Annotated in this window: 13 protein-coding genes; all 13 read left to right on the top strand. The window is 57.7% G+C overall.

Annotated elements, in window-relative coordinates; all coding sequences use genetic code 11:
• Window positions 1-745 precede the first annotated feature (745 nt).
• Window positions 746-1,258 carry a hypothetical protein gene (locus B5G20_RS02215; protein WP_087354647.1) on the top strand — a complete coding sequence of 171 codons (513 nt, stop codon included), beginning with the start codon at window positions 746-748 and terminating at the stop codon, window positions 1,256-1,258.
• 43 nt (window positions 1,259-1,301) lie between these two features.
• The gene (locus B5G20_RS02210) at window positions 1,302-2,210 is read left to right on the top strand and encodes a sugar transferase (RefSeq protein WP_239286832.1); all 909 of its coding nucleotides are present in this window, start codon (window positions 1,302-1,304) and stop codon (window positions 2,208-2,210) included.
• The gene (locus tag B5G20_RS02205; protein WP_087354643.1) at window positions 2,210-3,352 is read left to right on the top strand and encodes a glycosyltransferase family 1 protein; all 1,143 of its coding nucleotides are present in this window, start codon (window positions 2,210-2,212) and stop codon (window positions 3,350-3,352) included. The genes B5G20_RS02210 and B5G20_RS02205 overlap by 1 nt, the downstream gene beginning before the upstream one ends.
• 2 nt (window positions 3,353-3,354) lie before the next feature.
• The gene (locus B5G20_RS02200; RefSeq protein ID WP_239286831.1) at window positions 3,355-4,464 is read left to right on the top strand and encodes a glycosyltransferase family 4 protein; all 1,110 of its coding nucleotides are present in this window, start codon (window positions 3,355-3,357) and stop codon (window positions 4,462-4,464) included.
• Window positions 4,465-4,499: 35 nt separating this feature from the next.
• Window positions 4,500-5,621: a polysaccharide pyruvyl transferase family protein gene (locus B5G20_RS02195; RefSeq protein ID WP_087354638.1), complete on the top strand. Its 1,122-nt coding sequence runs from the start codon at window positions 4,500-4,502 to the stop codon at window positions 5,619-5,621.
• Window positions 5,615-6,769, top strand: coding sequence for a Coenzyme F420 hydrogenase/dehydrogenase, beta subunit C-terminal domain (locus B5G20_RS02190; RefSeq protein WP_087354636.1), 1,155 nt, complete (start codon window positions 5,615-5,617; stop codon window positions 6,767-6,769). Before B5G20_RS02195 ends, B5G20_RS02190 begins: the two co-directional genes overlap by 7 nt.
• Before the next feature lie 185 nt (window positions 6,770-6,954).
• Window positions 6,955-8,022, top strand: coding sequence for an EpsG family protein (locus tag B5G20_RS02185; protein WP_143750200.1), 1,068 nt, complete (start codon window positions 6,955-6,957; stop codon window positions 8,020-8,022).
• Between the two features lie 38 nt (window positions 8,023-8,060).
• The gene (locus B5G20_RS02180; protein WP_087354632.1) at window positions 8,061-9,116 is read left to right on the top strand and encodes a glycosyltransferase family A protein; all 1,056 of its coding nucleotides are present in this window, start codon (window positions 8,061-8,063) and stop codon (window positions 9,114-9,116) included.
• 94 nt (window positions 9,117-9,210) lie between these two features.
• Window positions 9,211-10,371: a polysaccharide pyruvyl transferase family protein gene (locus tag B5G20_RS02175; RefSeq protein WP_087354630.1), complete on the top strand. Its 1,161-nt coding sequence runs from the start codon at window positions 9,211-9,213 to the stop codon at window positions 10,369-10,371.
• Between the two features lie 5 nt (window positions 10,372-10,376).
• On the top strand, window positions 10,377-11,816 hold the full coding sequence (locus tag B5G20_RS02170; RefSeq protein ID WP_087354628.1) for a polysaccharide biosynthesis C-terminal domain-containing protein: 1,440 nt from the start codon (window positions 10,377-10,379) through the stop codon (window positions 11,814-11,816).
• Between the two features lie 275 nt (window positions 11,817-12,091).
• Entirely contained in the window at window positions 12,092-12,274 is a 183-nt protein-coding gene (locus tag B5G20_RS10275) for a hypothetical protein (protein WP_158094367.1), read from the top strand.
• A complete protein-coding gene (locus B5G20_RS02165; RefSeq protein WP_143750199.1) occupies window positions 12,222-12,632 on the top strand; it encodes a hypothetical protein in 411 nt (136 codons plus the stop codon). Before B5G20_RS10275 ends, B5G20_RS02165 begins: the two co-directional genes overlap by 53 nt.
• A gap of 3 nt (window positions 12,633-12,635) precedes the next feature.
• Window positions 12,636-12,887: a hypothetical protein gene (locus B5G20_RS02160; RefSeq protein WP_239286830.1), complete on the top strand. Its 252-nt coding sequence runs from the start codon at window positions 12,636-12,638 to the stop codon at window positions 12,885-12,887.
• The last annotated feature ends 112 nt before the right edge of the window (window positions 12,888-12,999 follow it).

Raw genomic sequence — 12,999 nt, 5'->3', positions numbered from 1 at the left:
CGTTCACGGCATCATGCCGAGACGGAACTCCGTGTGTCAACGGGAATGGGGCAGATTCAGATTCAGAGGCGCCGGAGGGACGGGGTGCCAGAGGGCTTAGGCGCCGGAGGACCAAACTTCCAGAGGGCCGGGGTGCAAGGGAGTCCGAGGGCCAGCGCGCTCGATGGGCAGAGCATCCGATAGGCAGAGCGTCCGAGAGCCCGCGTTTCTTTACGAAATCATGACATGCCTCTTGCCGTTGTTGCGAGGGTGAGGCGGTGCGTCCGCGTGCGATGCGTCATCCGTGCTGGTTGCGCAGGGAGCGCGTGCGGGGAGCGCCCGCGATGCGGCGCACAGCGCAGAGAAAACGTGAGGGGGATACCTAAGCACGCGCGGGCCGCAAAGGTGCTGCACCGCAGTGGCGCAGAAGGGGAGAGGCGCCTCCTAAGATTCCCATAAATCGCAAGAATAAGCAGGTAGATAGGCGTAAAAAGGTACACCTTTTACGCAATCGGCCTATCGAAACGCGGGGTCGTTGGCTGAGTTGTGGAGTTGGGTCTTTGCGTTTGCCTTATGGTAGGGGACGTATATAATTGGCATGTTTTTAGGGGTTAGAAAGGTGTATCTTTCTGCGCTTTGCGGAGCGTGCGTGGCCGAGGGGAGGGCTGGGATGCCGGTTGCGGAGAGGGTTTCCGCTGCGTCTGGTCGGCGCGGTGTGCGTTTGGCAGATGGGTTGCCGCGCGGACGTCGCTCGCCACGGGGGCGTTTGCGCTGGTATCTCATCCAGGTGCCGGAAGGCCGCGAGCGGTCGCTTTGCGGGGACGTGCTCCGGTTGGTACCGCGCGACGTTCTGGCCGATGCCTTTGTCATCATGCGCGAGCGCTGGATGAAGCGCTCGGGTGAGTGGTTTACGCAGGAATGCGTGATGTATCCGGGATTCATCTTTGCGGTGACAGGAGACGCCGCGGCGCTTTCCAAGGCACTCGGCACGCTTACGCTCCCGGTGCGTCCCGCCGCTGCCGACGAGCGCTCGTGGGCTCCGCTTGCCGACGAGGCACGGGACTGGTTTGTCGCCGCGATGGACGAGCGACACGTGATCCGCAGCTCTACGGCGGTGATCGCGGACGGCGCGCTCCACGTTGAGGAGGGGCCGCTCGTGGGCCAAGAGGACCGGCTGAGCGGGCTCAACCGCCACAAGCGCTTCTGCCGCGTGCGTGTGGCGGACGCGGACGGCGGCTTTGTGGAGAGCGTGCCGCTCAGCGTTCCGAGTAAGAGCTAACGGCGCCAACGCGCTGATTTTTGGGGACCGGTGACGGGGTGGGATGGAACGAATCGCAGGACATAACTCCGCACATGCGGCGGCGGGGGCACTCGATGCTCGGGATAGCGCCGCGGGGGCGTGCGTGATGGCTGCTGCGGAAAAGCCAGCGTTGCAGGTGTCTGTGGCCGAACTGCAGGCAGGGACTGGCTCAGCTCAAAACCATGATTCGTCAGCGGCTTCTGCTGGCGAGGTGCATGGATCTTGGACTCGCGCGGATGTTACCGATTCTGAGGCGGCGCATATGCTGTACGGTGCCGACTCCGGAGTGCAGCCTCTCCTCGATCGGCACGCGTACCGCACGGTCAAACGTATTATCGATATCGTGGCATCGGGCGCTGTCATTGTTGTGCTGCTGGTCCCCAGCGTTGTTTTATCTGCGGCGATCTGCATAGCTTCGCCCGGCGCCGGTCCGCTCTATAGCCAGTTGCGCGTGGGGCGGGTACGTCGTGACGGCACGTTTTACCTCTTTCGCATGTGGAAGTTCCGCTCCATGGTCCCACATGCCGACAAGCTGCTCGACGAACTGAAGGATTTGAACGAGGCCGACGGCCCCATGTTCAAAATCAAGGACGACCCGCGTGTTATTCCCGGCATTGGAAAGTTCATCCGCAGGCATTCGATTGATGAGCTACCGCAGTTGCTGAACGTCTTCGCCGGGCAGATGTCGCTCATCGGGCCTCGCCCCGCGCTGCCCAGCGAGGTTATGCAGTACGACGGGCGTGCCATGCGAAGGCTCGCCGTCAAGCCCGGCTGCGGCGGGGCCTGGCAGGCGGGCGAGCGCTCCGACTCGACGTTCGAGGGGATGGTCGACGCCGACCTCGACTACATAGAGACGAGCTCGTTCCGACACGACCTCGCGCTCGTCTTCGGAACGCTGCGCTCCATGCTCGACGGGAAGGGGGCGTACTGATGGCGGAGCCGATACGCATCCTGGAGGTCGTGAACGCGATGGACCGCGCCGGTCTCGAGACGATGCTCATGAACTACTACCGGGAGTTCGACCGGGACAGCGTCCAGCTCGACTTCCTCACCCACCGGGACTGGCGTGGGGACTATGATGACGAGATCGAGTCGCTTGGCGGCAGGATATACCGCGCCCCGAGGCTCTACCCGCAGCACTGGCCAGCATACCGGAAGTTCATGCGTCGCTTCTTTGCGGAGCACCGCTACCCGGTTGTGCATTCCCATATCGATTCCATGTCGGCGTTCCCCCTGGCGATGGCGAAGTCGTGCGGCGTGCCGGTGAGGATCGCCCACTCGCACAACGAGTCGGTGGACCGCGACCTCAAGTACCCCGTCAAGGAGCTGGCGCGCCGGAGGCTGCCGAAGGTCGCGAACCGCTACTGGGCCTGCAGCATGGCGTCCGGCATCTACCTGTTCGGCGAGTCGCGCCGGGGCGAGATTCGCGTCGTGAGGAACGCCATCGACCTCGAGGCGTACCGCTTCGACGCCGTTGTCCGCGGGGAGGTCCGCTCCGAGGTCGGGATCGAACCGGGCCAGAAGGCGATCGGTCACGTCGGCCGCTTCTCCATGGCCAAGAACCAGGCGCTTCTCGTCAGACTCCTCGGTGAGCTTCGCTCGAGGGGCGAGGACGCCGTCCTCGTCCTCGTCGGTGACGGGGAGCTCCGCCCGGAGGTCGAGCGGGCGGCCGAGAGCGCGGGTCTCTCCGGCTGCGTCCGCTTCCTGGGCGTCAGGGGCGACGTCGCGCGCGTTGTCAACGCGTTCGACGCCGTCGTGTTCCCCAGTACCCACGAGGGAATCCCGTTGGCGCTCATAGAGGCGCAGGCGAACGGGCTGCCCATCCTTGCGTCCGACTCGGTGTCCGGCGAGTCGCTGCTCCTCCCGACGGCGGAGGCCCTGCCGCTCGACGCCCCCATCGGGACGTGGGCGGACGCCGCGTCCCGTCTTTTGTGCGAGAGCCGCCTCGCGGGGTCGATCGGCATCCTCTCCGACGCCGGCTACGAGATTCATCGCGCCGCGAGGGGGCTCGCGGATGCCTATCTCTCGCTCTACGGCGACGCCGAGAAGGACGGGGGGAAGCCGTGCGCATAGCGATGATCGGGCAGAAGCGGACGGGCTCGCGCGAGGGCGGGATCGAGGTCGTCGTGACCGAGCTGGCAACCCGCATGGCGGCTCTCGGCCACGAGGTGACCTGCTACGACCGCTCCGGCACCGATGTGAACGGCGAGCCTACGCCGATTGAGCCCTACGAGTACGAGGGCGTGCGCGTCGTGCCGGTACGCACGGTGAATATCAAGGGCCTCGCGGCCCTCACGTCGGCCTACGCTGCCACGCGGGTAGCCGTAAAGGACCGTCCGGATGTCATCCACTACCACGCCGAGGGGCCCTGCAACGCGCTGGCGCTCGCTTCCCATGCGGGCATCCGCACCGTGGCGACCATCCACGGGCTCGACTGGCGGCGCGCCAAGTGGGGCGGCATCGCCTCCCGCGTTATCAAGCGCGGCGAGCGCGTGGCGGTCAAGAATGCCGATGCGCTCATCGTGCTGTCGAGGTCCGTGCAGGACTATTTCCAAAACACGTACGGCCGTGGGGCCCGTTTCATACCCAACGGCGTGGACGTCGCCAAGCGCGTCCCCGCCGAACTCATCACGGAGCGATGGGGCCTTTCGGAGGGCTCGTACCTCCTCTACCTCGGCCGCATCGTGCCGGAGAAGCGCCCCGAACTGCTGTTGGAGGCGTTCCGACAGTTGGATACCGACAAGCGCCTGGTGATAGCGGGGGGCTCGTCCGACACGACGGGGTTTTACGAGGAGGTCCGCGCCCTCGCCGCGCGCGACCCTCGCGTCATCATGGCGGGGTTTGTCGAGGGCCGAACGTTGGAGGAGCTCTACTCCAACGCCTACCTCTACGTGCTCCCGTCCGACGTGGAGGGCATGCCCATGAGCCTGTTGGAGGCCATGGCGCATGGCTGCTGCTGTGTGACGAGCGATATCCCTGAATGTACCGATGTCATCGAAAATGCTGGGATTACCTTTCGGAATGGCGATGCGGGAGATCTGTGCAGGGCACTTCGGCTTTTACTCAGCGATTATGCCCGCGCTACCAGGCTAGGAGATTTGGCCCGTGTGCGCATTGAGTCCGAGTGCGATTGGGATTCTGTTGTGTGCAGAACTCTTTCACTCTACGTATGGCGACCCGACTAACCAGTAGTGCTGCTCCTAGGACATGAAAGGCAACTGTGAAAGTATCACTTATAACCAGGCATGCAGCCATCAACTATGGCTCTTTGCTGCAGACCATAGCCACTCAGCGCTCCATTGAGTCGCTCGGGCACGAATGCTCCGTCATAGATTACGTTCGGACGGACGAGGATATCTGGACCATCGAGAAGACGCTTCTCGAATCGAAGCCGGAATGGAACGGTTCCGCGCTCAAGCGCTTCCTCTACCTTGCGATGAGACAGCCGTCGAGCGTCATCGCCGGGAAGCGCTTCAAGGCAGAAAGGGAGCGCTACCTGTCTCTGACGCGCCGCTACTCCTCCTACGATGATCTTGTTGGCGATCCTCCCGAGGCCGACGTCTTTATGACAGGGAGCGACCAGGTTTGGGGGCCGGTCGCAGGGGGCGTGTACGATCCCGCCTACATGCTCGGCTTCGCTCCGGAGGGCGCCCATAAGGTGGCATATGCCGCGAGCTTCGGGAAGAACCGTCTGGATGACGATGTTGCATGGGCAATGCGCGAGCGCCTCGCTTCGTTCGACGCAATATCGGTTCGTGAAGACATTGCCGTCGAGCAGCTGCGGAAATGGGGCATTCCGTCCGAGCAGGTGCTCGACCCGACGCTCCTTCTGAGCGCGGACGAGTGGCGTGCTCTGTCCATGGAATCAGGTGATTCGTCGGGCAGCGGCTCGCCGTATGCACTCATATACCAAATCCACAACGACCGGCTGCTCTCTAGCTATGCAGAGAGGGCTGCCGAGTATCTGGGTTTACCGCTCGTCAGGGTCTCGCCCTACCTCCACCAGATCAGCCGTTCCGGCAAGCTTCGCTTCCTTCCGAGCGCGGGGAGCTTTATTGACCTGCTTGCGAACGCCTCGTGCCTAATCACGGACTCATTCCATGGTACGGCATTCGCCATCAGCTTCAACGTCCCGTTCGTGGAGGTCCTTCCCAACACCGGCACGACTGGGCGCGCGATGAGTCTCCTCCGGATGACGGGACTGCAGGACCGCGTACTAGCGGACCCGGATGATGTCGCCCTTGCGGGAGCCACGGTGGATTTCGGGAAAGCCAATCGCATCTTGGTAGAGCATCGAGTGCGCTCACTCAGCGTGATGAAAGGGCTGATCGAGGGATGCTAACCATCTGTGATGAGGGGATGTGCGCCGGCTGCATGGCCTGCGTCGACATATGCCCCACGGGAGCTGTCGCGATTGAGCCGGGCATCGACCGCTACCGTCCCGTCATCGACCAGGACAAGTGCATCGACTGCGGGCGCTGTAGAAATGTGTGCCAGCAACTTCATCCCGCCGGGCTCAGGGAGCCCGCCGAATGGTGGCAGGGCTGGGCGGAGGACCCTTCCGAGCGCGGGGCGTCCTCGTCCGGGGGATTCGCCTCAGCGATCTCGCGCGCCTTCGCGGAGTCGGGCGGCGCGGTGTGCGCTTGCGCGTTCTCGGAGGGCCGTTTCGGCTTCCAGGTCGTGGGCGACCCGGGCGATGTCGACCGGTTCAGGGGCTCCAAGTACGTGAAGAGCGATCCGTCGGGTGCGTACAGGCAGGTGAGGAGCCTGCTCAAGGCCGGCCGGAAGGTCCTGTTCATCGGACTTCCGTGCCAGGTGTCCGCCATGCGCAACTTCGTCGGCGAGCGCCTTGGGGGGCGCCTGTACACGATCGACCTCATCTGCCACGGCACGCCGTCCCCGCAGCTCCTCGAGATGTTCCTCGAGGAGCGCGGCTATAAGCTGGGCGAAATCGCTTACATCGCCTTCCGCCGCAAGGCGAGCTTCCAGCTGCGCGACGGTTCCGCTGCGATCGATACACCGGGCGTTGTCGACCGCTACCTCATTGCGTTCCTAGAGGGTCTCGATTATACCGAGAACTGTTACTCGTGCGCCTACGCGAGGAGGGAGCGCGTGTCCGACCTCACCCTCGGCGACTCATGGGGCTCCGAGCTCGAGGATGAGGCGGGCGGCGGAATCTCCCTCGCTCTCTGCCAGACGGAGAAGGGTAAAGAGCTGCTGCGGATGGCGAAGCTTAAGGTTCTTCCTGTCGACGAGAATCTCGCGGCTGCCAATAACAAGCAGCTCAATCGGCCTATGGAGCGACCTGCTGCGCGAGAGCAGTTCCTGCGAAATCTTAATTCTGGAATGCCGTTCGAACGTGCTGTACAGAAGGCTCTGCCCAAGCGGTGTCGCAGGCAGGATATCAAGCGCGCGCTGATCCGTCTGCGCCTCTGGAAGCCGTCGGGGGGGGGGCTCTATGAAACCAGCATCCTCGAATTCCATGGATAGGTAGTCCAGATGAGCATCTTTCGCCAGTTGTATAGGCGGAGTCGACAACGATTCGGGCCAGAAAGTGCGCTGTCGTCGCATAACGTTGAGATCGGACGGGGGTTAGGCAGTTGCTGCCGTATTTTGTTTCATTTTGCGCCACCTTGTTGATATTGGCGATCATACAGTCATGGTCCCGCAACAGCGTGGGCTACATATTCTGGTCCATCGTCGCGGTGCTGATCCCATGCCTTCTTGCCGGTATGCGCGCGGACAGCATCGGCACCGATGTCGCGGTCTACGCCAAGCCGCTCTTTGACGTCGCGCATTCCAGCAGTTCATTCGGAGAGTTCTATGGATCTGGATTGATTCAATATTGGTCGCGTGCTGATGTTTCAGAATTTGAAATCGGCTACCTTGCCCTCGTTTGGGTATCCTCAAGATTGTTCGACTCTGTTCAGGGGCTGTTGTTTCTGACGCAGCTGCTTGTTATCGTTCCGATTTACTGGACCCTGTCGCGCAGGGGAAACAAGGAGACCCTTGCCACGGGTATGTGTCTTTTCCTGTTTCTTTATTTCAATCAATCCTTGAATATGATGCGTCAGTGGATCGCGATGGCGTTTGTCTTTATGGGCATCTTGGGCTTGTACAAGAAGAACGGGAAGGCCAAGGATCATATCGCCGGAATTGTTCCGATATTGATCGGCGTATCGTTCCATACCTCTGCGGTTCTCGGATTTGTCATTTTCGCCATCAGAGCGTATATTGACTCGAATGCTGGAAGTCAGTTGAGAAAGGTCGCACTTGTCTGCGGCATAGCGCTGGTGGCCATCCTCTTCATAGGACCGGTTGCCTCGCTGCTCACGTCTTTTGGATTTGGCTCCTATGTCGCGGGATACTTGGGCAATCAGTCGGTGGGCATTATGCCCAACCAGATAATCATACGGCTCCCCTTGATCTTTATCGCACTTCTCGCTTTCAGACGAACCGAACGGCAAGACCCTTTCACTGCTTTTTTGCTTTGCATGACAATCGTAGGTGTTCTGCTTTCGCAGTTGACCTCACTGAGTGACCATGGCGGCAGGATTGGCTTATATTTCGATATGTTCACCCTCGCCCTTCCCCCTGCACTCCTGCGCACATATCAAAACGATGATGCGACGAAGCTTGTAATCGAATCTGTCCTGATTGTTTATGCCTTGATTTACTGGACTTATTTCTATGCCCTTATGGGCAGCAGTGAGACCGTTCCATACCTTGCCTTCTGGAGCTAGCAATTGTCTTACGTCATCTATCCGAGAAGAAGGGCTTTATGAAATACTCAGTTGTAGTTCCAGCATACAATTGCGAGCGCTTTGTTGGCCAGTGCATCGAATCGATCCTCAATCAAACATACGGAAGTCTTGAACTCATCGTGGTCGACGATGGGTCAACCGACGAAACACTGAAGATCTGCAACTCTTATGCGGAGAAAGATGCCCGCATGAAGGTCATCCACCAAGAGAACGGCGGTCCCTTTTCCGCTCGCATGGCTGCATACCCTTCGATATCGGGAGACTATGTGCTGCATGTCGATGCCGACGACTGCCTGAGGGTGGATGCGCTCGAGACTTTGAAACCGCTTGCTGAATCAGGTGGCTACGACATAATCTTCTTTGAATTCTCCCCTAGTCTGGATTATTCTTCCATGGACAAGAGGTTCCCTTTTAGCGATTCGCGGCCGTTCGGGTCTGAGGAGAAGGCGCAGTATCTCAATCTCGCCCTCGATACTTACTGTCTTCACAGCATGTGTTCGAAGGCGGTCAAAGCAGAGCTTCTTTTGAGCATGTCTTATCCTTCGGATGCTCAGCACCTTATCTCCGGAGAAGACCATCTCCAATCTCTCTTCCTACTCGACCGAGCGGACAAAGCATATTACCTGATGGATGCCCTTTATTATTATCGCGACACCTCAAGCGGCACAACAAGCACCTTTCGGCTCAATGACTACTTTGATTTCCAGGCAAAGGCGAAGTACTTCGCGCAGTTTCTTCAAAAATGGAAGACACTGCCAGGGTTTAGCCTGACGGATGACGATTTCGACGCTTACGTCCTCCTGTCAACTTGTCGCTATCTGACATCTGCGGTAAGAAATGGAAGTCGTTCTGAATATAAGCAAGCTGTAGGAATTGTCATCTCTGCTGAGATATTTCAAAGAGCCGACAGTAATCACGTAGCCATCCGCAAGCTGCGAATTGACAGGCGGCTGGTATCCAGACTGTTAGCGTTAGGTTGTACGTCATTGACGAAAGGACTTTTGTCACTCGTTTGTGCGGCTTCAAGGTCGCATAGTGCTCTCTGCAGTCTGCGCTCGAAGACGACGCAATGAGGAGAAGTATCACTGAAGCTATCGAAGTTGACCAGACTAGCTATCCAAATATTAAGCGGCAAGCATTTTATAGACGATTTGAAAGAGAATGTGAATGATGACCTCAAGAGATTTCTTCAACGCTACAGAATCCGCATCGCAACGATGCGGATTCGACACGACACAAGGCGGTGATGCAGTCTCAAGAGATCCTACTGTGCTGATTCATTTTTATGCAGCCAAAAACTTGGGTGACGACCTTTTTCTTCTCACCCTGATCGATAGATACCCAAACATCAGATTTCTACTTCGCGCTGATGACCGTAGCCTACTCCCCGGTGCCACAAGGAATAATTTAGAGATTATGGGGCCTGGTGTAGACGACAAGGAAAGCGATATAGACGTTGATTGTTTGTGCCAAATTGGTGGTTCGATATTTATCGAGCCAAATGGTCCTGGGGTACTTGGCTTCTATCGCACGGTAAGAATGATTGCTCGTAGAAAACACCTCTACTCTTCCGCTCCCCATGCTTTCGTTCTCGGCGCGAATTGGGGGCCGTGTAGGCATAGATTTTTTTATACAGCGTTCAAGAACCTGTTTCGCCGCGTTATCGACGATATCTGTTTTCGAGACACTGCTTCTTATGAGTTGTTCAAGGATTTACCGAACGTGCGCTACGCGCCCGACATTCTATTCTCTTTACGCCTTCCTGTTGTAGAGAAGCGACGTTCAGCCTTGTTCTCTGTAGTTGATTTATCTAGAAAAGACAAATTTGGGGAAATATCCCGTTGGGCTGATACGTACTTCACTTGGATGACGAACGCGGCCGAATGGCTGCACCAACGTGGGTATGCAATAGTTCTCTCTTCGTTTTGCGAACGGGAGGGCGACGAAGATGCGGTCAATCTTTTGGCTTCAAGGCTTTCAAAACGCGGGGTTTCTTGTGAAAAGCACCTCTATCGAGGAGATGTTGAGAAGGCGCTTTATACGATTTCTGAATGCGAGGTCGTTGTTGCAACGCGTTTTCACGCAATGGTTCTCGGCATTGTTTCCTGTGCGCGAGTGCTGCCAGTTCCATATAGCATGAAAACCGTTAACGTGCTTAACGACATTGGTTTCAGCATGGATAATGTTGTTGATGTTTCGGTCGTATCGTCTGATGATATGTCATTCTGCGCGAGAGTTGAAGCGTCTTGCCCTCTTTCCGTCGATAGCTTGAAGACGAGCGCTGAAGGCCATTTCCGGATACTTGATCGATTCTTAATTGGGCGGTAGTTGACATGGGAAAATACAAGGAGCTTGTGCTCAATCTCGGTTTGTTTGCGCTTAACTCGGTTGTCACCAAACTGATATCTTTTTTTCTTGTCCCGCTCTATACTGCCTACATGTCTGCCGGTGAATACGGTTTGACGGATATGGCGAACACCGTCATTTCATTGATTTTGCCGCTCGCGACTCTCGATATGTCGGAAGCTGCTGTTCGCTACATCGTGGGAGACAGGGTCAACAAGGAGAGGTATGTTGCTGTTTCCGTTGTGGTTACGTTTGCGTCTGTGCTGTTCGTTGCAATCCTTACGCCCCTATTTAATCTCGCAGCATTTGGAGGATTGGGCGATTACAAAGGATGGTTCATCTCAGTCTATGCGGCAACCGCCTTCTCGACACTGTGCGGTGAGGTCGCCCGTGCCGCAGGAGAAGTGAAACTTATTCCAATTTGCGCGGGAATATCTTCCGCAACAACGCTGATTTGTGCGATTATCTTAATCGCATCTATGGACATGGGAATCGTTGGTTACTTCGCTTCCGTTCTTGCAGGTGCAATTATCTCGATTGCAGTCTATCTCACCGTGGGTGGGATTTGCTCAATGACGGCAAAAGGCGTTTGCGAGCTGAAATCAGGCGGTGTTGTGTTAATAAAAAATACGATACTTCCTATGGTTCGCTATGCCTTTCCTTTGATTCCAAACTCGCTGTTTTGGTGGATCGGCACATCGATTAATCGGCTGTTTATCACCGGCATGCTCGGTATCTCCGCGTCAGGCTTATTTGCTGCCGCAGGAAAGATTCCTGGATTACTGAATACGCTATACAGTATTTTTTTAAAAGCTTGGCAGCTCTCGGCATTTCAAGAATCTAGGAATGGGGACATTGCAAAGTTCTATGCGACCGTCTTTCGTTTGGTTTCAGCTCTGCTGACGACGCTCTGCGCTTTATTGTCGCTTCTCGCTCCTTGGATTGCATCAATTATGCTCCAAGGGGAAACCTTTGATGCCTGGCCCATGATCTCCATCCTTCTTGTTGCCAACTTGATGAATGTATTCAATTCTTTTTTCGGCACTGTGTATACCTCGACTATGCACACAAGCTATGTGATGAAGAGCACTGTCTTGGGAGCGATTTCCTGTGTTGTTTTCACTCCGCTGCTCATCCCCATTATGGGGACCTATGGCGCCTGCGTCGCATCTGCGATTGGCCAAGGTTCAGTATTTATTATGCGAGCGTATGACTCCCGTAAGTACATCAACTTTGACGCAGGCTGGTCGGCCCTTGTGCCGACAATCCTGATCCTGATTGCTCAATCGGCCGTTACGGCTCTTCGTATTAATGGTTGGCAATGCATTTCTGGAGTATTCCTCGGAATCGTTGTTTTGCTGCAGGGGATAAGGATTGTCCCTCTTGTAAAGACGGCGATATTAAGGCTGTCTGATAAAAGGCAGTAGTTCTTAAGTTAGGTTTTTAATTGAAGTGAGAGGTTAGCGATGCGCAGTTCAGTTATGTAGATGAATCGTTGGGAGGGCGTTCCCGCTATCCAATCTTATCGACTGAGATCTTCGTAGCTAGTTGCTTGGCTTTCTTGGCGCGCTCCGGGTATGTCGCGGGTGGACGGATGGTTCGAAGCTCTGCTTGTATTATTTACTTGTGACCACCTCATAGCCTGTACCCATTTGATGGGTGCGGGCTTTTTTCTTGCCCGCCTGACTGAGAGGATGGGCAGATGAATGGCTTGCAGGAAAGCGCGGGGCTCGGCGAGGAAGGCGCGGCGCAGCAGGGCGTGCAGCAGCAGGCGGCGCAGGCGCAGCAGGTAACGGGCGGCAATGCCGACGGTATCGCGGCGACCGCTGCCGATGGCATCGCAGAGAGCGCGCAAAGACTACGAGGCGGCGCTCGCCGAGCGTGACGCGCGGATCGCGGAGCTGGAGGGGCAGATCGCCGAGACGGCCAAGACCGCGGAGTCCGCCGAGAAGCTGCGCGCCGAGATGGACGAGCTGCGCAGCCGGGGCGAGGAGCAGCGCGTGTCCTTCGAGCTGACCATGGCCGGGGCGAGGAACGTCAAGGCCGCGATGGCGCTACTGCCTGATTACGGCAACGACATCGACAAGTTGAAGGAAGCCGAGCCGTGGCTCTTCTCGGCATCTGCTCCCACGCCGACAGGTGCGACGGGGCGGCCGAACGCGGGGGCGGCGACGGACGCGGGAGCGACGCTCAAGCGCTGGCGGAAGATCGCCGGGCTGGACGACGGAGACAAGGAGGAGTAAGCCATGCCGAACAGCATCGAGTTCACACGCAACTACACAGCGGTGATTGACGAGGCCTACAGGCGTGCGGCCGTCTCGGGCTGCCTGAGCAGCCCCCGTCGCATGGTACGCGCCGGGCGCAACGCCAAGGAGATCATGATTCCGAAGATTGAGGTGACCGGTCTCGGGGGCTACGCCCGCAACGTGGGGTACAAGACGGGCGCCATCACATGCGGGTTCGAGACGAAGACCTTCAACTACGACCGAGGTGTCTAGCACGCGTTTTTAGTACCGGCGTTCCTCGGGGGCGGTACCGACCCTCCGGGGAGACGGTACCGCCCTTCCGCCTATCGGGTACCGGGCGTCAGTCCCAGTAGCCCTTCTCCGC

The sequence above is a fragment of the Collinsella sp. An7 genome (assembly GCF_002159335.1).
Taxonomy (GTDB): Bacteria; Actinomycetota; Coriobacteriia; order Coriobacteriales; family Coriobacteriaceae; genus Coprousia.
This window is presented reverse-complemented; position numbering and strand designations above follow the sequence as displayed.